The sequence below is a fragment of the Nostoc sp. C117 genome (genome assembly GCF_043099735.1).
GTDB lineage: Bacteria > Cyanobacteriota > Cyanobacteriia > Cyanobacteriales > Nostocaceae > Nostoc.
In genome coordinates, this window is record NZ_CP170991.1 from 2,043,929 (window position 1) to 2,068,406 (window position 24,478).

15 protein-coding genes and 1 tRNA gene are annotated in these 24,478 nt (G+C 41.8%); 9 read left to right on the forward strand and 7 right to left on the reverse strand.

The window, feature by feature from the left end; genetic code table 11:
* Positions 1-429: 429 nt before the first annotated feature.
* Positions 430-1,104 carry a 7-cyano-7-deazaguanine synthase QueC gene (gene queC / locus ACFG4S_RS09500; protein WP_392534563.1) on the forward strand — a complete coding sequence of 225 codons (675 nt, stop codon included), beginning with the start codon at positions 430-432 and terminating at the stop codon, positions 1,102-1,104.
* Positions 1,105-1,171: 67 nt separating this feature from the next.
* Here the strand turns inward: queC and ACFG4S_RS09505 are convergent, their stop codons facing one another.
* Positions 1,172-2,590: a hemolysin family protein gene (locus tag ACFG4S_RS09505; protein WP_392534564.1), complete on the reverse strand. Its 1,419-nt coding sequence runs from the start codon at positions 2,588-2,590 to the stop codon at positions 1,172-1,174.
* 80 nt (positions 2,591-2,670) lie between these two features.
* A complete protein-coding gene (locus ACFG4S_RS09510) occupies positions 2,671-3,378 on the reverse strand; it encodes a hypothetical protein (RefSeq protein WP_392534565.1) in 708 nt (235 codons plus the stop codon).
* Between the two features lie 296 nt (positions 3,379-3,674).
* Here ACFG4S_RS09510 and ACFG4S_RS09515 point away from each other — a divergent pair.
* Positions 3,675-3,747 (forward strand) — tRNA-Ile (locus tag ACFG4S_RS09515).
* 130 nt (positions 3,748-3,877) lie between these two features.
* On the opposite strand, the gene ACFG4S_RS09520 is transcribed toward ACFG4S_RS09515, so the two are convergent.
* Positions 3,878-4,312 carry a hypothetical protein gene (locus tag ACFG4S_RS09520; RefSeq protein ID WP_392534566.1) on the reverse strand — a complete coding sequence of 145 codons (435 nt, stop codon included), beginning with the start codon at positions 4,310-4,312 and terminating at the stop codon, positions 3,878-3,880.
* A gap of 100 nt (positions 4,313-4,412) precedes the next feature.
* Between ACFG4S_RS09520 and pyrE the strand changes: the two genes are divergently transcribed.
* The 5 genes from pyrE to ACFG4S_RS09545 all read left to right on the forward strand — a co-directional run bounded on the left by pyrE (position 4,413) and on the right by ACFG4S_RS09545 (position 13,019).
* The gene (gene pyrE / locus ACFG4S_RS09525; RefSeq protein ID WP_392534567.1) at positions 4,413-5,036 is read left to right on the forward strand and encodes an orotate phosphoribosyltransferase; all 624 of its coding nucleotides are present in this window, start codon (positions 4,413-4,415) and stop codon (positions 5,034-5,036) included.
* 532 nt (positions 5,037-5,568) lie between these two features.
* Positions 5,569-8,322, forward strand: coding sequence for a TIR domain-containing protein (locus ACFG4S_RS09530; protein WP_392534568.1), 2,754 nt, complete (start codon positions 5,569-5,571; stop codon positions 8,320-8,322).
* An 81-nt stretch (positions 8,323-8,403) separates the two neighbouring features.
* Positions 8,404-10,941 carry a peptidoglycan-binding protein gene (locus ACFG4S_RS09535; RefSeq protein WP_392534569.1) on the forward strand — a complete coding sequence of 846 codons (2,538 nt, stop codon included), beginning with the start codon at positions 8,404-8,406 and terminating at the stop codon, positions 10,939-10,941.
* 46 nt (positions 10,942-10,987) lie between these two features.
* A complete protein-coding gene (locus tag ACFG4S_RS09540) occupies positions 10,988-12,313 on the forward strand; it encodes a DUF58 domain-containing protein (protein WP_392534570.1) in 1,326 nt (441 codons plus the stop codon).
* 136 nt (positions 12,314-12,449) lie between these two features.
* Positions 12,450-13,019, forward strand: a complete 570-nt coding sequence (locus ACFG4S_RS09545) for a thermonuclease family protein (protein WP_392534571.1) — start codon at positions 12,450-12,452, stop codon at positions 13,017-13,019.
* Between the two features lie 225 nt (positions 13,020-13,244).
* Here the strand turns inward: ACFG4S_RS09545 and ACFG4S_RS09550 are convergent, their stop codons facing one another.
* The 3 genes from ACFG4S_RS09550 to ACFG4S_RS09560 form a co-directional block, all read right to left on the reverse strand.
* Positions 13,245-15,047: an ABC transporter ATP-binding protein gene (locus ACFG4S_RS09550; RefSeq protein ID WP_392534572.1), complete on the reverse strand. Its 1,803-nt coding sequence runs from the start codon at positions 15,045-15,047 to the stop codon at positions 13,245-13,247.
* A 98-nt stretch (positions 15,048-15,145) separates the two neighbouring features.
* Entirely contained in the window at positions 15,146-16,888 is a 1,743-nt protein-coding gene (locus ACFG4S_RS09555; RefSeq protein ID WP_392534573.1) for an ABC transporter ATP-binding protein, read from the reverse strand.
* Positions 16,889-17,532: 644 nt separating this feature from the next.
* Complete coding sequence (locus tag ACFG4S_RS09560) at positions 17,533-19,524, reverse strand: ABC1 kinase family protein (protein ID WP_392534574.1); 1,992 nt, start codon at positions 19,522-19,524, stop codon at positions 17,533-17,535.
* A 403-nt stretch (positions 19,525-19,927) separates the two neighbouring features.
* Here ACFG4S_RS09560 and recN point away from each other — a divergent pair, with 403 nt between their 5' ends.
* Together recN and ACFG4S_RS09570 are read left to right on the forward strand one after the other, a co-directional pair.
* Positions 19,928-21,676 carry a DNA repair protein RecN gene (gene recN / locus ACFG4S_RS09565; protein ID WP_392535946.1) on the forward strand — a complete coding sequence of 583 codons (1,749 nt, stop codon included), beginning with the start codon at positions 19,928-19,930 and terminating at the stop codon, positions 21,674-21,676.
* Between the two features lie 156 nt (positions 21,677-21,832).
* Entirely contained in the window at positions 21,833-23,170 is a 1,338-nt protein-coding gene (locus ACFG4S_RS09570; RefSeq protein WP_392534575.1) for an AAA family ATPase, read from the forward strand.
* Between the two features lie 71 nt (positions 23,171-23,241).
* On the opposite strand, the gene ACFG4S_RS09575 is transcribed toward ACFG4S_RS09570, so the two are convergent.
* Positions 23,242-24,207, reverse strand: coding sequence for a glycosyltransferase family 2 protein (locus ACFG4S_RS09575; protein ID WP_392535947.1), 966 nt, complete (start codon positions 24,205-24,207; stop codon positions 23,242-23,244).
* Positions 24,208-24,478 lie beyond the last annotated feature (271 nt).

A 24,478-nucleotide genomic window follows, 5' to 3' on the forward strand; every position in this document is an offset into this window, starting at 1 on the left:
AAATTTAGAGACGCTACGGCCGTTGGCGTTTATACTCGAAAGCCAGTTACGATCCGTCTAAAACCATCCAGATGGTAACATAGAGGCTATGTTTATGAAGAATTTCAAAGTTTGTAATCAGTTCCCGCAATTCAGCTATCTTTTGTATAGATAGTTCAAATTAGCTTTGCATTTCGCATCTTCTACAAAAAAATATGTGTCTTTTTATTAACTTTAAAATATTCAGTAAAGCTTAAGTGTAAAATTCCCAAAATTCTTAGGGTCGTTTCCTCTGATTGGATTTTGCTTAAGGTTACAATTAGGCGATTAATTACGAGATCAATATCCAATTGAAAGCATTAAAGTTACACAATACTTAGGAAGTAATACTTATGCTTTTTCCCAAAAATTATGGTATTGGCAATTTAAAATTGAAAATTTGCAACCGAGATGAAAGCTGTAATTCTGTTATCTGGGGGATTAGACTCTTCCACAATTTTGTACAAAGCCAAGATAGACGGCTGTGAATGTTATGCTATCTCCTTTGATTACCAGCAGCGACACCGACGAGAGTTACAGTCAGCCCTTCTAGTTGGTCAAAAAGCTGGGGTAATAAAACATCAGGTTGTTAATTTTGATTTAAGACAATGGGGCGGTTCGGCACTTACAGATGATGCTATTGATTTACCTCAGGAGCGTTCTCTGGATGAAATGGCTCAAAATATTCCTCTTACCTATGTTCCGGCTCGTAATACGATCTTTTTAAGCTTTGCTTTGAGTTACGCCGAAGCGATCGCTGCTAAATGTGTTTATATTGGCGTCAACGCTTTAGATTATTCAGGATATCCTGACTGTCGCCCCGATTATATCCAGGCTATGCAGGAAGTTTTTCGCCTGGGAACCAAACAAGGGCGTGAGGGACAACCAATTAACATTGTTGCACCCCTAATTAAACTGAAAAAAACTGAAATAATTCAACTAGGTAACGAATTGGGAGTACCTTGGGAGCTAACCTGGTCTTGCTATGCCGATGGTGATATCGCCTGTGGTGTATGTGATTCTTGCCGCTTGCGACTAGCAGCTTTTGCCGAATTGGAACTCGTCGATCCAGTGGCGTATGCTTAGTACGGGCATGGGACATTAAGAGTGCTGAGTGCTGTTAGGGGTAACGGGGCGTTTAGCCCGTGCTGAGTTAGGAGTTTTGTTTACCCCCTTGTCCCTCCACCTCCAAGTCCTCCTCTAACCGCCGCAGTTGAATTTGATGCAAGCGTGGTCCCACAACTGACACCACGGTGAATTCGAGATTTTGATAATAGAAGGTTTCCCCTTTGGTAGGAATTTTCTGCAACTCGTACAGCAAAAAGCCTCCTAGTGTCTGATATTCTCTGGTCAAGGGTAGATTGAGATGCAAAACCTCGTTGAGATCTTCAAGGTTGATTTGTGCCTGCACCAGAAATTTTTGCTCATCTAATATCTGAATTAGCAAGTCGTCGCTACTTTCAGCTTCACTGGCGTCGCCAATAATTTCGGCAATCACATCTTTGATTGTGACTAATCCGACAGTACCGCCAAATTCATTGACTACCATAACCATAGCTGGTTTCTCTTGCTGCATCATCGGCAAAAGTTCACTTAAGGGTGTGTGTTCTGGAACAAATCGAGCAGGACGCATCCAAGATTGGATTTGTGTCTCTAAAGTTAGCTTTCCTACAGCTAAAGGTTGTGCCAGATCTTTAAAATAAACAATGCCGCGAACATCGTCTAAAGATTCACCAATTACGGGATAGCGAGAGTAACCAGTAGCAGCCATTTCCTTAAGTAATGTCTCGAAGGTAGCATCTTTGGGTAGGGCAACAATACTGGTTCGGGGGATCATTACAGATTGGGCTATTACATCCCCAAACTCAAAGACATTATTCAATAGTTCTCGCTCTGCAACCTGTAAACCAGTAGACCCCCATTCTGTAGAGATAATCAGTTGTAATTCTTCGGGAGTTACAGGCGGTCTCCAGCCTTGACCTGTGTATTGGATACCAAAAATACGCAATAAGCAACGAGTTGATTGGTTGAGAATCCAAATGAAGGGGCTAAAAAAACGCACGATCGCTTTTACAGAAGGTCCCAAAAATCGAGCTAGCTGTTCTGAGTACAACATTGCTAATGATTTAGGACATAATTCTCCTAAGACAATTTGCAAATAGGCAATTAAGAAAAAGGCGATGGGAATTGATAAAGAATGAGCGATGAAGTTATTCATACCACTGGGTAGAGACCAGGATTTTAACCATGTATTCACCAGCACTACAATCGTACTTTCTCCAATCCATCCCAGAGCCAAACTAGAGAGAGTAATGCCTAATTGGGTGGTAGATAAGAGTCGGTCAATACTGCGTTGTAGCATTTCCACGGCTCTTGCTGGAACATCCCCAGCCTTAACTAGCTGGTGAATACGCGATCGCCGCACGCTCACCATCGAAAATTCCGCCGTCACAAAAAAGGCATTTATGGCAATCAGTAGTAGCACTGACAACAATCGCAGCCCTGCATCTGTCCAAATTAAACTAGGAAAACCAATCACCACCAAAGCTCGTGTAAAATTCACGCCCTCCATTTAGGAAGATTGGGGATCGGGGATTGGGAAGAATTCAGTTCCCAATACCCAGTCCCCAGTCCCCAGTCCCCAGTCCCCATTTACCTTTCTACTGGAATATTTAATGCCTGTAGCTTCAATTCTTGAGCCGGATAATCAGTTAGAGCAAGTGATATTTTCTTGACATCATCAAGTAAAGCCGTGGGAATACTCACTGTACCTGAAAATGTTGGTCCATTTGCAGGCAATTCTGTTGGTAAACCTTCTGTACTAGCACTCAGTGTTCGTCCTTTATCATCGGTAACATCTAAAAAACTATACAAGAAGCGGACAGAATCTTTACCTTTGTTCTGCATTTTGACTTTCAATAGCAAATCACCACCGGAGTAGCGGGCAGATTGCACAATCATGGTTACGCCTTCACTTTGGGCAGTAACTGGAAAACCTGGTTGGGGTTTTTCTTCAACCACTGCTGGAGGCTTTTCCTCTGGCTTCTGCTTGCTGCTATTGGTTTCTTCATCATCCTCGTCTATTTTTTCCGATTTAGCAGCCTTGGTCTTACCCTCAATTCGCGCCTTAACAACTTTCAGAATTTCTTCCTCTTTTAAGAGCGCTACCCCTCCTTGTTGGGAGTTGGAGTTATTTGTTTTACTGCTGGCAAATTTAGTTGTGGGGCGCCCGTCTGGTGTAGTAACGCCTTTGAGTGCTGAACTTCCCAGTTCAAACCCCAAAAAGGCGCTCACAGAACCTGCTCCCAACATCAGGATTAACAAAACCAAAGTAAGAAGTACAGTAGAATTTATTTTCATTGCTCACAAGCTAATGCACAAGAATGCTGTTTTTTAAGAAAAATGAAGCTTTTCACCTCAATCCTTAAAGGAACTTAATCAATATTAGTTTGCACTATTTCATGATTAGATTATGTAGTATAAAAATCTGATAAAGTATTGTCGAGTATTCACAGGCAGTAAATTCGTGCTAAAATCGTGCAGTTTGCTAAAATTAAGTTTAAGTAATTCACTTTACCTCACTTTAAAATTAGCAAATAAGTAAACCCCAAGGTTTAAGTCGTTGAGTCATATCAACCCTAAACCGAACAAGACAAGCGCCTTTGGCCGATTGGGGAGGCAGCGAACTCATAATTCGCCTTCAGGCTGGTTCGATTCCAGCAGGGCGCACTTAATTATTAAGAAGCAGTAATAGAGGGATAGGCAGTATCGGGAGTGATGGGTGTTGAGTGATGGGTGCTGAGTGCTGAGTGCTGAGTAAAAATACTAGTCCCCAGTCCTCAGTCCCCAGTCCCCAATCTTATCGAGGTGGTAAAGTTTCAAACTTGAATTCAGTTCCGACTTTGAGCTTGTTGGCATTTAAGCGAGGAGACATCATCAGCGATGTGTCATAGGGATTTGGTAAATCAGGAGTGCGAATATAGGGATCGTTACCTGCTTGCTGAGTCAGAACATCATGATATAAAGTGTTAACCAACTCACCATCACGGGCAATTTCATTTTCTGGGAAGGAACCACCAAAACCCGGACCAGATCCAAGAAGTGAGTCTAACTGACGCTTGAGGCTGCCATTTTCGTAAAAATTGCGATCGTGGCTAAAAAATGCTTTTTCAAATACATCACTCGTAGTTTCATTATTGGGTGTTGCACTCTCGGCAGATGCAACAGATGGAAAAACAATACCAGCAGCAAGCAGTATTAATAAACCACCAAAGGCTTTTAATTTTATAGCCACTTCCTTACTCCTCAAATTTTTGGCGAATCTTAATTTATGCTTAATTTCAGAACTCTGATAAGTTCAACCTTTGGTGTAGCACAACTTTTAATGTTTTGTAATGACGTATCCTACTGAAACTGTTACCGACTCAAATATTTGGGCAACCACCCCTAATTTGACTAATTTGCGCCACAAGCTACTTGATTTATTTTCTCAACTGGCTTACCAAGAAGGTGATTTTGTTCTGGCTTCTGGGCTACGTAGTTCTTATTACGTCAATAAAATGCAGGTAACACTTCACCCTCAAGGAGCTTTGGCAGTTGGACGGTTGCTGTTTCCTCTGTTACCTATAGATACGGAAGCCGTAGCAGGTTTAACAATGGGTGCAGATCCAATTGTTACAGCAGTGAGCGTGGTTTCTGTTTATGAAAATCGGCCGATACCAGCGCTGATTATTCGCAAGGAAGCCAAGGGTTATGGGACAAGAGCTTATATAGAAGGACCCACTTTACCAGAAGGTGCAAAGATAGTAGTTTTGGAAGATGTCGTCACAACTGGGCAATCTGCTCTGAAAGCTGTTGAGCGTCTTCAGGAAGCGGGTTATACTGTCAATCAAATAATTGCACTGGTAGACAGACACCAAGGGGGAGGGGAGTTGTACCAGTCAGCTGGGTTAAAGTTTGAAGCCTTGTTTTCAATTCAGGAAATTCAGGAACGCTTCCGACATCTGGCAAATTTATAAAAGGGAAAAGGTTAAAGGGGAAAGGGGAAAGGGATGATGATTGTCGCTTGACTTCCGGCGGAAAGCGCGCAGCCAGAAGAAGTACGGTTTTTACCTTTCCCCCCGCCCCTTATCCCCTTCTTGGGACCCCACCTTCCCCTTCTTCATAAAAAACTGAACTGGGACTAATTCGTAATTTGTAATGACGCTCTCTACGAGAGCGATGCGCGTAGCTTGCTTCTGGACAGGAGTACGAATACTCGCTAACGTAATTCGTAATTCCCAATTAGTAGCAGTTCTGAATAGGAAAGATCCAGTAAACACTATAACGTTACCGTAATTTGAGTATTTAGTTGAAGCTTTGCATCAAAATAATTAATTTTTGCTCTTTAACTGAAATTTAACCGAAGAAATCATCATATAGTAAGACCATCTAAACTATATGCAAAATTTCTATTCAGCTAATTCTTCTGAAAAAGAATTTGATTTTTTTACTAAATAGTAAACAGGCAGTATTTTTTCAAAATTTTATTAAATATTTATAGATAATTAAATGACTGAGGCGTTTATTTCTTACTCTCGCAAAGATAAAGAGTTCGTTAAAAAACTTTATGAAGCGCTCAAGCAAGAGAAGCGAGAAGTTTGGGTGGATTGGGATGGAATTCCATTCACAGCCGATTGGCGTAAAGAAATTGATGAAGGAATTGAAGCCGCTAATAATTTTATCTTTATTATTAGTCCGAATTCAGTCGTTTCTAAATATTGTAATGAAGAGATTGCACAAGCCCTCAAGCACAATAAACGTTTAGTGCCAATTGTCTGGCAGTATGCTGAGGGTATTCATCCAGAATTAGCGAAAATTAACTATATTTTCTTTCAGGAAAGTAATGATTTTAATACAGCTTTGCAATCATTACTCCAAGCGCTTGATACCGATTTAGCTCATGTTAAAGAGCATACCCGTCTACTCATGTTGGCCTTGGAATGGGATCGGAATAAACGCAATAGTAGCTACTTGCTACAAGGTAGTCAACTAGAACAAGCAGAACAGTGGTTCACCAAAGGAGCAGGGAAAAAGCCCTTAATTACACCACTCCAACAAGAGTATATCGGCGAAAGTCGCAAAGCGCAAAGGGTGCGTCATAGAACAAGAGTAATTGCTTTGACTTCAGGGTTTGTGATTTCAACAGCATTGGCTGTTATTGCCGGATTTAAATGGAAGGAAGCCGATCGCTTGCGGATAGCAGCACAAAAATCGGAACTCCGAGCATTAATTCAAACTTCAGATTCACGTTTTGCCTTAAATAGAAGTACCATTGATGCCCTGATCGCAGCTTTAAAAGCTGGGAAGAAACTTCAAGAACTAGATACAGCTAAAGTCAATATTCCAAATCAGGAACGAGCAGAAGTCATGACTGTGTTGGGACAGGGGATTTATTGGGTAAGAGAACGCTCACGCCTCCAGGGACACAGCAGTTTTATTCAAAGCGTTAGTTTTAGCCCTGATGGAGAAGCGATCGCTACTGCTAGTGCAGACAAGACAGTGAAACTCTGGGACAAACATGGTCGCCTACTGCAAACTCTCACAGGACATGAAGTTGATGTCATTAGTGTCAGCTTCAGCCCTGATAGTCAAACACTCGCTTCGGCTAGTTTAGACGGAACAGTAAAACTCTGGAGCAAAGAAGGCAAGGAACTTAAAACCTTCAAGGGGCATACTTCTGGAGTTCGTGCTGTCAGTTTCAGCCGTGATGGCAAAACACTTGCTACAGCCAGTGACGATCTTACAGTAAGACTGTGGAACTTAGACGGTAAAGAAATCAGAATTCTCAAGGGGCATACAGGCTCAGTTTATAGTATCAGTTTTAGCCCCGATGGTCGCACCCTTGCCTCAGGAAGTTACGATAATACAGTCAAACTCTGGAACCTTGTTGATGGTAAGGAAATCAAAACCCTAACAGGGCATAAATCTACAGTTACTAGCGTGAGTTTCAGCCCCGATGGTCGCACCCTTGCCTCAGGAAGTTACGATAATACAGTCAAACTCTGGAATCCTGCTGATGGTAGCTTAATCCGAACTATTAACGCACAAAGTAATACGATTTATAGCGTCAGTTTCAGCCCCAACAGTCAAATCCTAGCTACAGCTAATGGCGATCGCACTGTCACACTTTGGAATCTATTGGGTCAGCAACTCTGGAAATTTGCAGGACATAATAGTGCAGTCAACAGCGTGAGTTTCAGTCCCGACGGTCATACCATTGCGTCTGCTAGCCAAGATAAGACAGTCAAACTGTGGCAAATTTATGATATTCCGCTCACTCTTCTCACTGGGCATAAAGATAGTGTTAACCATGTGAGTTTCTCACCTGATGGTAAAGCGATCGCGACTGCAAGTGATGACAACACAGTGAAACTTTGGGATCGTCAGGGTAGGGCGATCGATTTCCTCAAGGGAAATAAGAAAGGAATTTGGGATGTAAGTTTCAGTCCTAATGGTCAGGCGATCGCTACTGGTGGTTATGATGGGACGGGAAAACTTTGGAATCTTCAGGGTAAACTGCTTCACGCCCTAAAGCATAACAGTTATGTCTATAAAGTAAGTTTTAGTCCTGATGGTCAAATAATTGCCAGCGCCAGTGCAGATCATACCGTGAAACTCTGGAATCTTCAGGGTAAACTGCTTCATACCCAAGAGTATGGCCGTGCTATGTATGATGTGAATTTTAGTCGTGACGGCAAAATAATTGCTAGCGCCAGTGAGGACAAAACAGCCAGAATTTGGGATTTGGAGGGCAAGCAGATTAAAATTTTCAACTATGACACCCCAGTACAGAGCGTCAGTGTTAGCCCCGATAGTAAAATAATTGCCGTTGCTACTGGGAATATAGTAAAACTCCAGCAGCTTGACGGTAGTGAAATTGCCAGTCTCAATGGGCACACTGCTACTATCTGGCAGGTAATTTTCAGCCCACACGGTAAGATAATTGCTACTGCAAGTGATGACAACACAGTGAAACTCTGGAACAAAGATGGTACTTTGATTATGACTCTGACTGGGCATACTGCTGAGATTAATGGTATCAGTTTTAGCTCTGACGGAAAGTATCTCGTCTCTGGCAGTAAAGATGGTACAGCGATCGTCTGGGATGTGCAAAATCTCACCCTAGATAGATTAATGGGGCGCGGGTGCGATTGGTTACATGATTATCTAACTAATAAACACAAGACTGAAAGCGATGTCTACGAGACCGCTGACCTAGAACGCTATCTTTGCGATCCAGTTACAACTCACAGCAGTCATTGATGTAGCTGAATATTCTTTTGCATAAAAAGTACTGTCAAACCAGATAAATATAGATAGTCAAGAAAAATATTAGAGGAAATTATGGTTGATAAAAAAGGAACAGGGTGGATACCAGATTATCCTGATGTGAGAGATTATCATGTGGGAGAAATCAATCCGAGGTTAAAGTCTACAGGTCAAGATATACAAATAACTAACGACCTTCAAAGTATTCTCGATAAGATTGTAGATACTTTAGAGAATCTTCAAAATCACAAGTTAATTCCTTCAAAGTATATTGACGATTTGACTACAACAATGAGTGGGAGTTTCAAATTTATTAACACAAAAGTTTTAAAAGATAAAGTCCTTTTAGATTATGGAAGTTTAGGTTATGAAGTGCATCAGTTTCAGCAAAATTTATTAAAGCTTTCCGAATATAAACATAAGTTAGAAGGTTCGGAAGATCTGATTAATAGTTTTATAGACTCGCTGGGAAAATTAAAGGCTGCCTGTGAAATAAATGAAACTCACTACATTGAGCATGGATACTTTGGAGAATTTACTAAAACAGCCGTCCAGGAATTCAAGAAAATGTGTTCCCTCTCAAATAATACAGATGATACTGATACTATTGTTGATTCCACAACATTCTGCAAGCTCAACGAACTTTTAGAAAAACTAGAATCAACTGATGATACTAAAGTTGATCTCAAAACTAATCGAACCAAAAGCTATGAGCAATCGGAAATCGGTCATAATACATCAGAAGATCCGCCTCAACCATCTTTGAGAATTGGTAGTAAAAATGATAAAGTTCAAGAACTACAATCTTTCTTGGAGAAGCTAGGACAATTTAATGGAGAGAAATCGGGCTATTTTGGCCCACTGACACAGGAAGCGGTTATAGATTTTCAAAGGAAATATGAACTAATAGTCGATGGTATTGTTGGTAAAAAAACCTGGTCAGCTTTGTTTTATCTAGTTAACCAAAAAAAACAACACCAGTCACAGCGATTAGTTTGTCCTTATCCTTCACCGATACCTACTCAGTTTTATGAAATAATTTTAGATATTTTTGAAATCAGTAATTTAACAAAAAAAATTATAGATTTTGATGAATTTAAAGCAGAAAACTTTGTTAGTAAAAATGAATTTGGTTCAGAAACAGTTAATGAACCACCACTTAAAATAGATAAAGATAAGGAAGAATTACGGCGAACAATTAATGTCTTAGTTCAATTAGTTGCTCAAATAATTTCTCCTTTGGCTCAATATACAAATATCGAAAAAGCTATTAGAGATGTATTTGAAAAGATGGATCAACAGTTTGAAAAATCTAAATTTGATCAAAATAATATAGAAGCAATTGCTATAGGCAATTCTGGCATTTCCCCAAAACCAGAACCTAAAAATGAATCTTTTAAAGAATGGGATATCAATTTAATATTTTTACCTCTAGCTATTTCAACAATTTTAAACTTCAGAAAAGCCTTAAGCAATATTAAGATTAAGTATCAGGATGAGAGTAAAAATGGTAATCGACTCACGAATAATCAAATAATTTATAAATACCTAAACAATTCTATAGATAGAATCAATGAAATATTTAAATCTATTAAATGTTTAGAAGCTAGTAATTACGACAATAATCAAGAAAACAAACAAGGAAACTTTAAAACAATCATTGAAATTATCAAAGATATTAACGATATACCAATAGCCTTGAAAAAAAGCGAAGAATTTAAAGTTGATTTACAACTGCCAATAACCCGGAAATTATATAAAAGCATTATAGAAAAAGAACAAACAATCTATTTATTAATGCCAGAATTTGTGGATTTAAGCTTATGGTGTTCCCCCATAGAAGACCAAGGTTCATTAGATTCATGCACAGCATATGCTGGTATTGCCTTAATAGAGTATTTTCAAAACAAAAGCTTTGATAGATATATCGATGCCTCTCCACTTTTCCTGTACAAAGTCACACGCAAATTAATGCATCGCCAAGGTGATGCAGGAGCTTCTCTTCGAGAAACGATGAAGGCAATGGCCTTATTTGGTGTACCTCCAGAAGAGTATTGGCCTTATGAAAAAGATAAGTTTGATGAAGAACCAAGTTCTTTCTGCTACTCTTTTGCCCAAAGTTATCAAGCGCTGAAATACTTCCGTCTAAATCCTACAGGTACTTCAAATGATACACTCCTACTTCGAGTTAAAACAGCTTTAGCTACTGGTATTCCCTGCGCGTTTGGATTTACCTTATATTATTCGATTGATGATGACTCAAACCCAAAGGGTCATATTCCCTATCCGGTTGAGAAAGATAAGGTTAAAGGAGGCCACGCTGCTGTTGCAATTGGCTACGATGACTATAAGGTAATAGAGAACGCCGATGGTAGACAATCACAAGGGGCATTACTAATTAGAAACTCTTGGGGAATCGATTGGGGCGAAGGCGGTTATGGTTGGCTTCCCTATGACTATGTGTTGCAAGGACTGACGGGTGATTGGTGGTCGCTGCTAAAGTCTGAGTGGTTTGAGACAGGAAAATTTGGGTTAGGTGCAAATGATTGGGCTTCTAATTTGGGGGGACCACCTACAGATAACCAACCTGGAAACTCTGGAGGAGGAGGATAGCGTGTTACCCTAAAATTTAAAATTCTTTACTGTTGACTCGAAAAAAATGGTTCCTTCCAAACGAGTTTATTTTTTATTCGTATTAGGAATGGCGATCGCCTTCATCCTATCCCTTTTTCTCAGTATTACAGTAGCGATCGCCTTCACCTTACTATTTGATGTCATAGTTCTCCTCTTAATGGTTGTAGATGGTTTACGGGTGCGGCGTTCTCGCGTACAAATTACCCGCGAATTACCGTCACGATTATCCATTGGGCGCGATAATCCAGTTGTATTAAAAGTAATATCAGAAAAAAACAACGCCGAAATTAAAATCCGTGATTATTGCCCAACAGGTTTTGGTGTATCTGCACTTGAACTGGATGCGACGATTCCCAGCAACACCACCCAAGAATTAACTTATACCGTTAACCCCACACAACGAGGAGAATTTCCTTGGGGAAATATTCAAGTCAGACAATTGGGAATTTGGGGATTAGCTTGGGATGATTGGCAGATTTTGCAAAGTCTGCCGGTGAAAGTTTATCCTGATTTAATGGGATTACGATCGCTCACCATTCGCCTCACACTACAATCATCGGGAGCAATGCGCCAAGCTCGACGCACAGGTATCGGTACAGAATTTGCCGAATTGCGGAATTATCGTACTGGTGACGATTTGCGGTTTATTGATTGGAAAGCTACCGCCCGTCGGGTTGGTGCTTATGGGAATGCAACGCCACTGGTGAGGGTTCTGGAACCAGAACAAGAGCAAACTTTGCTGATTTTACTCGATCGCGGCAGGTTGATGACAGCCAAAGTCCAGGGTTTACAGCGGTTTGATTGGGGTTTGAATGCAACTTTATCTTTAGCTTTGGCGGGGTTACATCGAGGCGATCGCGTCGGTGTTGGTGTATTTGACCGCCAGATGCATACGTGGATTCAACCAGAACGCGGTCAACTGCATTTGAATCAGTTAATTGATAAGCTAACTCCGATTCAACCAGTGTTATTTGAATCTGATTATTTGGGTGCGGTGACAAATGTTGTGCAGCGACAAACTCGCAGGGCGCTTGTGGTGGTGATTACTGACTTAGTTGATGTCACGGCTTCTATGGAATTACTAGCTGGACTCTCGAAGTTGGCGCCGCGGTATCTGCCATTTTGCGTGACTCTGCGAGATCCGCAAGTCGATCGCTTAGCAGACACTTTTACTGAAGATGTTACAGGTGCTTACGTGCGTGCAGTAGCGCTAGATTTATTGGCACAGCGACAAGTGGCATTTGCTCAACTCAAACAAAAAGGTGTATTAGTATTAGATGCACCAGCAAATCAAATTGCCGATAATTTAGTAGAGCGATATTTGCAACTGAAGGCGCGAAATCAACTTTAGTGGGGTGAAGACCTCACGCAGAGGCACAGAGGCGCAGAGAAGAGTCAATACAATACCTGCGGTAGTATGTCAACAGTTAACAAAAGTATCTTTTCATTTTGCTGTATCATGCCTCAAAGGTAATTTGGTGAGTTGGATGCAAAAATTAACTAAACCAGTGGGATTTTGGCTTTGTGCAACTATCGTGATTTTGGGTTTGATAGGCTGTGATCGCTTCATGAATACTTCTGGAGATGTGGTTGAGCGAGTTAGTGATGGGGATACTTTAGTATTAAAAGATGCTAGTGGTAAAAATTTTACTGTGCGCTTTGCTTGTGTAGATGCGCCAGAAATAGCTCATTCTAATAAAGAAAAGCAGAGTAGACGTAGTAGCGATCGCAATCAATTTACTTGGGGTGTGAAAGCCCAAGAACGTCTGCAAGAACTGGTACAGCAAGGAGGCGATCGCGTCACTTTGAATATTACTGATAGCGATCGTTATGGGCGTAAAATTGCCGAAGTTCGTTTAAAAGATGGCACATTTGTACAACAGGTATTGTTGCAAGAAGGGTTAGCAAAAGTCTATCGCCCTTATCTAAATAAGTGTCCTAGTAAAGACTTAGTTCAACAAGCCGAAACTGAGGCTAAACAAGAACGGATTGGCGTTTGGAGTGATACTAAATTTGTCAATCCTTGGGAATATCGTAGTTTATATAAGAATAAATAAAACCGACATTCCACTATTTGGAGAGACCACTAGAGAATTAAAATAGGGTCAAACTAATCGACTTTATCCAAAATTAAGAAGTCGGTTTTCTTGATCCTACAAAAACCCTGGCTTTGTCGAAAAAGTAAAACTACTGCCCTACAAAGGTTTCAGTGTTACTTTGAGCGGTGCGAAAAAATGGATAAAGTCGAGATCAGCCCCAATCATCCCATTATTCAGCAACGCCTACTTTTTATCTTGAATAACCGTTGTGTCTGCTGCACCTAGTTGCAGGGCATAGAGGTTAGCATAAACACCCTGCTGATTAATCAGTTCGGCGTGAGTACCCTGCTCAACAATTTCTCCTTGCTGAACTACTAATACCCGATCTGCCTGAGTAACTGTACTCAGACGGTGGGCAATTACGAAACTGGTACGACCTTGCAACAACCGGGCGATCGCTGTTTGTACTAGCGCTTCTGTACGGGTATCGATGCTGCTGGTCGCTTCATCAAGTATGAGAATTCGCGGATTAATTAACACTGCACGGGCAATACTAATTAGTTGGCGTTGTCCCTGACTCAGAGGAGCGCCTTTTTCACCTAATTGAGTTGTATAGCCCTGTGGTAATGAGATGATAAATTCATGTACATTTGCCATCTGTGCGGCTGCTTCAATATCAGCTTGGCTTGTATTGGGAGCGCCAAAGGCAATGTTTTCAGCAACGGTGCCACTGAATAAAATATTGTCTTGCAGAACGATGCCAATCTGACGCCGCAGACTTGCTTGAGTAACACTACGTACATCAATATCATCAATTTTCACTGCACCGCTAGACACATCGTAGAAGCGCAAAATCAAATTAATAATTGTACTTTTTCCCGAACCAGTCGAACCTACTAACGCAACCATCTGCCCTGGTTCAGCGTGTAAATTCACTCCTTTGAGAACCAGTTGATCTGGGTTATAGCCAAACTTAACATTCTCGAATGTCACTTTACCCTGAATCGGCGGCATTTCACTGGCATCGGGTGCGTCTTGAAGTTGTGATGGTTCATCTAACAACAGAAAGATTCGCTCTAATCCGGCGAATGCAGATTGAGCTTGGGTGTAAAATTGGCTGAGAATTTGGATCGGACGGAAAAACTGCTGTACATAAAGTAAAAACGATGTCACCACACCGACTGTTGCAGCCCCGGTGACGGCGAGATAGCCGCCATAAGCCAGCACCCCTGCGGTTGCTAGTGTATTGAGGAAATCAATGGACGGCAAAAAGGCCGAAGTAATTGCCACAGCCTGGACATTAGCATCTCGATTGGCGGCGTTCAGAATATCGAATTCTGCAATATTCATCTGTACGCGATTAAATGCCTGTGCTTCTCGGACGCTGCCAATATCTTCTTCTAATTTGGCGGAAAGCTCACCAATGGTTTGTCGGGTGAGGCGAAATCTGACTCTTGCCCAACGTGCAAACAAGCTTGTGGTAAAAATCATTAGTGGCACAACTAGATTGCTCAACAAACCGAGTTTCAGGTTGATTGAGAGCATCGCAATCACAATGCCGACTAAACTGAAAGTATTGCCCAGCATTTGGGCGATCGTCAGTCCAAATGCCTGATTCACGGTATTGACATCATTGAGCAAGCGGCTCATTAAATCCCCTGCTTCGCTGCGGTCAAAAAAGCTGAGTGGCAAACTCTGGATTTTTATGAAAATATCTTGCCTCAGTTGAGCCAGCAATCGTTGCATAATCCAACCAACTCGAAGAATTTGACCCCGGATTGCCAAGACACCAAGTGCATAGTTCAGCGCCAGTAGCCCTAATAAGAGCAGTAGTCCCTGCAAATTGCCTTGTGCAATCAGACGATCGATCGACCAGCCGATAAAAAATGGCCCAATTGCCTGGGTTATAGCACCAATCAATACTAATGTGAGGGCGATAGGAATTTCTTTGCGATATAGTAGGATGTATTGCAAAAAGCGCCGCAGGGTAGAGAGTTGCTGACTCGCGTTTTCGTCAGATGCAACAATGGGAACTGTGCCTCTCATAAAAATTTTAGATTTTAGATTTGGGATTTGGGATTAAAAGTCTTTATTACAAGGCTGCGATGGAATTTTCTAGCTAGAGTAATTATGCTAATTGCGGATCATTTTTTCTCCTTTGGCTTTACTTGAGATTCCAAAATCACACCGTAGAGTGGGCTAGTTTGCATTAATTCTTCGTGAGTGCCTTGTGCCACTAATCGTCCTTTGTCCATCAGGAAAATGCGATCGGCATTCATAACGGTGCTAATGCGTTGAGCCACTACAAAGGTTGTACAAGCTTTTTGGCGCATTAAGCCATCTAGTTCAGCTTGAATCTGGGCAGCAGTTTTGGCATCTACAGCGGAGGTACTATCGTCCAAAATGAGAATGCTGTAATCAGTCAGTAAGGTACGAGCGATCGCAATTCTTTGTTTTTGCCCACCAGATAAGCCCACACCCCGTTCGCCCACAATGGTTTCGTAGCCATCGGGTAAACCAATAATAAAATCGTGCATTTGTGCGGTTTTTGCCACCTCAATTACTTGCTCTAAGGTTGCATTGGGTTTTGCATAGGCAATATTCTCCCGGAGTGTCCCAGAGAAAAGTGTGGTTTCCTGAAAAACAATGCCGATACGAGATCTGAGGCTTTTGAGCGTGAAACCTCTGACATCTCGCCCATCAATGCGGACTGCTCCCCCAGTGGCATCGTAAAAGCGGGGAATCAAGTTCATAATTGTGCTTTTTCCCGAACCAGTCATCCCCAGAACAGCGATTAGCTCATTGGGCTTCGTTTCAAAGGAAACTTCTTTGAGAGTTTCCGTGGTTGCTCCCGGATAGCGAAAGGAAACATTTTCAAAGGTGATTCTACCACCACAGGTATCAAAGGGTACGGCATCGGGGCGATCGCTAATTTCTACCTTTGCATCCACAACTTCGTAAACGCGTTCTGCCGAAGCCGCTGATTGAGCAATGGCAGGTGCAGCAAATCCAATCAACAAAATAGGTTGGATAATCAATGCTAGGTAGGAGTTAAACGCCACCAATTCGCCAATAGAGAAGCGCTTCCCAATTACCTGCGCTCCTCCGTAGCCGAAAACTGCCAGTGTTACCAAATTACTCAGCAAAAAGATCACAGGGAAGGTGTCACGGATGGCGCTAATGGTCTTCATATTTGCCCTGACTAAGCCATCATTCAGAGTTGTGTAACGCGACCTTTCGGTAGACTCCCGCACAAAGGCTTTCACCACCCGTATGCCGATTAAGTTCTCTTGCAATACAGCATTGAGATTGCTTAGTTGCTCTTGTACCTGGCGAAAGAGTTTGTTATTCCGGCTGATGAATACCGCCATCAACCAGCCAGCTAAGGGTACTACTGTCAGCGTAATCAGTGCTAGTTGCCAGTTCATCACCAGTAAAAGCACCGAAATACTCACCAATGTCACAGCTGCACCGACGACCTGAATCAGGCTAGTACCAACAAATGTCCGGATCTGCTCAATGTCACTGGTAACACGGGTTAGCAGTTGGGAAGTCTGCGCTTGGTCATGATAGCTGAAACTGAGATTTTGAATTTTGCTGAAAATTTTGTTGCGTAGATCGTAAGCTACACCTTGAGAGGCAGCTTCTGCTAAATAACTTTGTCCAAAGTTAAATAAACCACGAGCGATCGCTGCAATTACCATCCAGCCAGCGCTAAGTAGCACAATTTCTAAGTTTTTTTTGCTAATCCCTTGATCGATTCCCCACCGAAATAATTGTGGGGTAACTGCGTTAGCGATCGTCAACAGCAATAGGCTTACCAAGGCTCCCAGCGAAGTCCATCGGTAAGTACTCAAAGTACCCAGTACGCGCTGGATTGATTGCATTGACGAATTTTCTTGGAGTTCTCGTTGTTGAACCAATGGAATTCACCCTGTGTTTTGGGAAAATTATCTCTTACTTTGATTGTAAAAAACCAGTTGTGTCAATTGAGCGTCAGTAATTTCAGAAGTTATACCAATTTGCAAAAAGAATATGACAAAACAATTCAGATAAGCCCAAAACCATCATGTAGACACGCGATTTATCACGTCTTTAAATACCAATTATCTACACCAATAACCCTTACACGGGGTAAATAGACCACCCATTCCAAATCAATACTTCTGCTTTGCTCAGTAACCATGAAACGCTTACGCTGTATTCATTTTGAATTTTAAATTTTAAATTCCGCCTTGCGGTACTAGTGGTCTCAATACTATTGGGTTAACGCAAGAGACGCGATGAATCGCCGTCTCTACAATAATCAGTCTTTCATCTTGACGGCGGTTTATCACGTCTTAGCGATTTAGAATTTTCATTTAAAAAACCTTAACTGAGCCGTATTGCTACTGGTCTATCGTAAAATTTTTGAGAGGTTCGTACTAAGCATTTTAATACTTACTACGAACACGTATGAGCTCAAGTAATTGCGCTGCTAGTACCAGATATAAAAAAATGCAGTAAATTATACAAACATCTAACTAATTGCTTACTCAGATGTCAACAATTGGCGAATTATCTTGGCTAAAGCCTTTTGGGTGAAGCGGCTAGCCACTTGTTGACCCAAACGCTGTACACCTGGATTTACCAATAATTGAGCAATTTGAGGTGCAAATTGCACTGGGTCAAAACCTTGTGTTTCTCGGAGAATGCCTAATATACGTTTGATATGCTCCAAGGTTTGTTGTTGCTCAAATGTCGCAGCTGGAGTTTCATTAACTGCTGTCAACCCTACTCGTTCTCTTAACAAATAGGTAAAGTTATGCAAAACATTTTTACCTAAAGCATCCAGTCCATTAATAGATTCATCCACCAGCTTGTCACGAATGAAAGCGCCACGTTCAGATGACAGAAATTCTATTCCCTGATTCAGCACTAAGTTAAAGTCATAGTCTTGACTGTTACGCGCATTTTTTAACAAGTTTTCTAAGCGGTTCCAGCGGAATCTATTATCTTTAAATAGCAAATCTTGCAACGATGCTCTTAATTGTGGTGCTGGATCTGTTAAGAGACGTTTAGAAACGTAGGGATAAGCTTCGCTGAGAACTTTAAAATTTGGATCTATAAATATTGCTATGCCTTCCAGAGTTACTAGGGAACGGATAATTAAAGCGTAGTAGGGCGGTACCCGGAAAGGATATTCATACATCAAAGCTGATAATTCATCGGTGATGCTTTTAATGTTGAGTTCAGCAACACTGGCTCCTTGAGCATCAGCAAATACTCTGCCAAAAGCTGGAATAATTGGTGTTAAATCTGTGTCCGGGGATAAAAAATCTAATTTAACGTAGTCTTTTGCTAAGCCTTCAAAGTCGCGGTTGACAACATGGACGATCGCTTCAATTAAACCATAACGCTGTGGTGGCTTAATCTCGCTCATCATCCCAAAGTCAAGATAAGCTAATTTCCCATCGGTTGTTGCTAACAAGTTACCGGGGTGAGGATCGGCGTGGAAAAATCCGTGTTCTAATAGCTGTCGTAAAGAACACTGTACGCCTACTTCAATGAGATAACGAGCATCTATGCCTTGGGCTGTAATTTCTTCTGTCTGGGTTAATTTAGTGCCGTTAATCCACTCCATCGTCAAGACACGGCGATTGGTATATTCCCAGTAAATTTTCGGTACGTAAACGTCTTTTATATGACCATATAACTCGAAAAATCGTTCGGCATTTTCGCCTTCATGGATGTAGTCCATTTCTTCAAAAATGCGATCGCCTAATTCATCAAGAATCCCAACTAAGTCACTTCGTACCCGTTTGACCTTTTTCTGCACCCAGGCGGCGAGGTTACGCAAGATATACAAATCAATGGTAATCCGCTCTCTTAAGTCTGGGCGTTGGACTTTAATAGCCACTTCTTCACCAGTTTTCAGCTTACCTTTGTATACTTGCCCCAAGGAAGCGGCGGCAATTGGCTGAGGCGAGAGTTCGGCATATACTTCTTGAGGAGGTGCGCCTAGTTCTTCTTCGATAAACTGGTAAGCAATTTCGTTGGCAAAAGGTGGTAATTGGTCTTGTAGCTTAGTTAATTCTTCCAAATATACCGGAGGAACCAAATCCGGTCTAGTGGACAAAGCTTGCCCAATTTTGATGTAAGCAGGTCCTAGTTGCGTCAGTAATATTCGTAGCTGAACGGCTCGACGACGGTCATTTTTAACAACAATCCCCCGTTTACTATCCGACCACATCCCAAAAGCCAAGGAAAGGGTTGGCCTCAACACGGCGAAAATCCGTCCTAAAACTTGTAGGGGTTTCTTTTGGTAATGCCCCGCTATGGTCACGGGATCGTAAAGCGTTTCAGGTTGGACCGTTTTAGTATCGTTTCGGGCGGCTAAAAATCTTGGAGATAGCACTACCAAGTCTTGTATATCATTTTCTGGCACTACATCAATCACATCCAGCCCACCTCGGCTATTTTTGCCGTTGCGACTGTCGTCCTGAATCGGTTCGGAATTAGGGGGAAGTGTCTTAACAATCATGAAGAAGTCCACCGCTCAGAATGATCATGTTAAGTATTGTAACAATATGTTGGGGTATTGGGAATGGGGCATGGGGCAAAAGAGTGCTGAGTTAGGAGTTACTATTATCTCCTCTGCCCCTCTCCTCCCTCATCACCCTTGTCCCCCTCATCTCCACCAATGCCCAATGCCTCAGTCCCTACTAGTTTGCTACACTACTATGGGCATATTAATCTAATAGTAGTAGGTATTGCTGTTTTTCTAAGTGCTGAGTTGAAAGTGCTAAGTCTTATGTAAAGACATTGCTTGCAGCCTTACTAGCTCCAAAATTTTCTTCCTAATTCACAACTCAGCACTTCGCACGGGCTAAACGCCCCGCTATCCATGTACAGCACTCGGCAGTATGGAAGGAGAATTTCGCTTAATGTTGCTTTGCTTGCGAATTGAAAACTTTGCCTTAATTGACCAACTGGAATTGGAATTTGGCGCGGGACTAAATGTTTTGACGGGTGAAACCGGCGCGGGAAAATCAATTATTTTAGATGCTATCGATGCTGCTTTAGGCGGTAAAGTCTCTAGTCGAGTGATTCGCACCGGGACAAGTCGGGCAATGGTAGAAGCTACTTTCACTTCAAACCCTCCCTTAGCTGCTTGGTTGACGGAACAGGAAATCGATTTACTTGATGAAAACTCCGTAGTTATTAGCCGAGAAATCACTGCCACAGCCAGTAATATCCGCAGTCGATCGCGGGTGAATGGCGTATTGGTGAATCGGCAAATTATGGGAGGACTGCGCGATCGCTTGGTGGAAATTACAGCCCAAGGCCAAACCGTACAAGTGGGACAATCAGCCCAAGTTCGCGACTGGTTGGATTTATATGGCGGTGACTCATCGATGCACCAACGCCAAAAGGTCGCCAGTAGCTTTAGTGCTTACCAACAAGCCCATCTAGCACTAGAAAAACGCCGAACATCAGAACGGGAACGTTTGCAACAACTCGACTTGCTCGCCTATCAAGTGCAAGAATTGGGAGCAGCTAATCTGTGCGAACCTAATGAATTAGAACAGTTGGCTCAAGAACGAGAACGGCTGAATCATGTTGTTGATTTGCAACAAATGAGTTACAAAATTTATCAGGCGTTGTATCAAAACGATAATGAAACTCCCGCAGCCGCTGATTTATTGGGAGATAGCGAAGCAATATTAAATGACATGGTGGAATACGACACCCAACTGCAACACCTGTTGGAATTAGTCAGGGATGCCCAAGCTGCGGTGATGGAAGTGGGAAGACAGATTAACGCTTATGGGGATGGCTTGGAAGCCGATCCGCAACGGTTAGAAGAAGTAGAAGAACGGGTTCAGGAATTAAAGCAAATTTGCCGCAAGTATGGGCCGACACTAACAGAGGCGATCGCCTATTACCAGCGTATCCAAAGCGAATTAGCCGAACTCAACGACAGCGAACAATCTATCGAAAGTCTAGAACAGCAAGAAAAAACCTGTTTTGAGAAACTCACTCAACTAAGCAATCAATTAACTCAACTGCGTAGTAAGACGGCTGCTAATTTAGAATCACGTTTGATATCTCAACTCAAGCCGCTAGCGATGGAAAAGGTGAAATTTCAAGTTGAAATACTGCCGACTTCTCCAACTGCTATGGGTGCAGATAAAATCACCTTTATGTTTAGTCCCAATCCCGGAGAACCACTGCAACCTTTAACAGAAATTGCCTCTGGTGGAGAAATGAGCCGTTTTTTACTGGCATTAAAAGCTTGTTTTTCCCAAGTAGATGCCGCTGGGACAATGGTATTTGATGAAATTGATGTCGGCGTTTCGGGAAGAGTCGCCCAAGCGATCGCGGAAAAATTACACCAGCTAAGTCAGCGCAACCAAGTATTGTGTGTTACCCATCAACCCTTAGTAGCGGCAATGGCAGACCGCCATTTCCGGGTGGATAAGCAAACTATCAATCAAGGTAAAGGTAAAAAAGCTAACAATGACAACCTGGAACAGCGTACTGTTGTCAGAGTTACTGCCTTAGATAATTTAACTACTCGACGAGAAGAATTAGCACAGTTAGCTGGTGGTAAATCAGCAAGTGATGCGATCGCTTTTGCAGAATCTCTGTTATTGCAAGCCGCTAACCACCGTCGTGGGGAGCAGACTTGATAATTCGTAATACTTCTCTACGAGAGGCTGCGCCAACGGCTACGCGGTAGTTGAGCTTAGTCGAAACTCAGTACAAGGTTTAGCTGTAAAATCTTTAGCAACAGATGAACGATTGATACCGCTTAACTTTGTTGCTCATTCTTCAAACTACTTCCCATGAATACAGAAAACGATCCAACCCCCCAGAGGCCTCAGATCAATCCATTCTATTTTGGTGGTGCCGTTTCCCCAGATAAGTTTGTGGGACGTAAATCATATATTAATGCTGCATTTTTGGATGTGATTCCTAATCGGACATGTCTGGCAATTCAAGGTAGTAGTGGTATGGGTAAATCTTCACTGCTGCAATATATCTCCTCAGCAGAAATTTGGCAAAATCAAGGATTTGATCCATCTGAAGCATTGATTATTTTTTTCAATTGTTTCCAGATTCAGCCTTTTACTCCCGTCGGGTTTTGGGAGACGGTACTGAATTCGTTGAAAAACGAGGCAAAAGATAACCAAGTATTGCAATCTGCGATCGCCCAAATTTTACTGCAAGGAACCTATAGCGTCAACGAGCTACGTTCTTTGTTAGCCCAGGTTGGCAAAGACAAGAAATTTGTGCTGCTCTTGTTGGATGATTTTGATGCTGCTCTCTATACTAATCCTTCCTACAGTGAAGATGAAATGCGCTCATTTTTGAGCCAATTTCGAGTTTTAGCAAATGATGGTCAAGAAGCAAAATACCTTTCAGTGATTGTTACTTGCCTAAAACGACTCTCGGATATGGGGCCTAATTTGACACCAGGAACTTCCCCTTGGCATAATCACTATCTCCAACGCTACCTCCAGTCTTTAAAGGATAAAGAAGTATCGCAGTGGTTTCAAAAATTGTCTGAAAAGCATTCTATTCAGTGGATACTAAATTTTCAAGCAGGGATACAAGAAGTTTCCGGAGGAAATCCAGCGCTGATTCAAAATGCTGGTTCTCTGCTTTATAGAGCTTGGCGCGATCGAGATTTGGAAACGGTGTTAGATTTCGCTATCGAATTTGAAAGAGCAAATAGACAATACTTTTCTGTAGCTTGGAATCAGTCAACTGATGAGGAAAAAACTCTCCTGAAATTTATTGCTCTCTCGCGTTTAGAAGGTCGTGTAAATCGCCAGCGACAGTACACTTTGGATGGGGTGGATATTATCCTCAGTAAAAAAGACAGAGAATTGCGCGAACTAGAAGAACGAGGTATTCTCCGCCGCTGCGATGATGACGATCAACAAATTTATGAGTTTGCATCATCTGTTATGGAATGGTGGGTTATCAAAGAATTAGAAAACAGCGAAAAAGAACCACAATTCGCAGAACGTGAGCTAATTTTTCTCAACCTTAGTAGTAAGCAGGTTAAGCAGATGACAACCATTACGAAACAAATGTGGCAGTATAAAGATGCGGCTCAATCGGTGGCTGGATGGGTTGTTAAATTGGGAAGCACTTTTTTTAAAGGATTTTTATAGCGTTCCCATTCAGATTCAGTTTCGATTTAAATCACAATACAATAAAAATTATGCCTAAATGAAGCCCAAACTCAGGATAATTGCTGCATTTCGGCATAGGCTTGATAAACACCTTTCACGTTGTACCAGTTAAGGAAAATTCGAGCAATTTCTAAAGCCAATTGAGGTTTACCTAAATTAATTAGCCATTGCAATAACGGAGCCATTGTCCGTTCATTTAGTGCGCCATTGAGTGACAAAATTCCCCAAAGTAAGCGATGCAGCCAAGTCATTTGAATCATCATTCGTACTTCCCATGTAGGATGCTTTTGATAAAACAAAACTCCCATACGTCCGCGTTGAATTTCTTGGTCAATCAATCGGGGAATTTGTTCTAATTTAAATGCTGGATGCCAGTGATATCCTACAGCTTCTGGACATTTAATTAGTGTCAAACCTAATTTTTTCAGCCGCACACCTAATTCTAAATCTTCCCAGCCATAGAGTTGAAAACTAGTATCAAAAAGTCCCGCTTTATCTAACCAATGTTTAGGAATTGCGACATTTCCTGTAGCAAAAAAAGCTGCGGAAAAATCTGTGACTTTGTAGGGTTCAGCCGTTGGATTGTCGAAATTACAAGTATTAATAACTGCGCCGTAAGTGAAAAAGCGATCGCTCCCCAATTTCTCTTGTCCCTGCATTAGTGCGCTAGCATGAGCTTGCAGGAAATTATCTAGCACTACTAAATCACTATCAATAAAGATAATTGTGTCTCCCAGCGCTTTTTCTACCCCCAAATTCCGAGCTGCCGCAGGTCCAGCATGATCTTGCTGAAACCATCGCACATGAGGAAACTCTTCTTTGTGGGCTACTAACCACTCCAATGTGCCATCAGTTGAACCATCATCCACCAAGACAATTTCGTAATCAGTAACAGAACTTGGCTGACTTAACTCCTGCACCTCCAAAGCACGGAGGCACTTTTCTAAAATCGGTTGGCGATTATAAGTCGGTATCACAACGCTGAAAAACACAGTCTCACCCACCACACTATTTATCCATCTCCAGGATAGGACAGATGAGGCGCTAACACTGTTCCTTAGCTGATTCTGGTTAAGAAAATGTCAAAGTCAATAATTTTTATAGGTATTCCCCAACCATCTGTAATTGGTATCTGCCCGAAAATTATCAAAGTAAGTTTATTTAACAAGGCAGAATTCAGAATGAATTCTGACTCCTGAATTCTGTTTGATAAATCTCCATTAATCAACATATAACCTGATGTTAATTTTTGGTCATTAGATTATATGAAAAACTTAAAACTTTTTG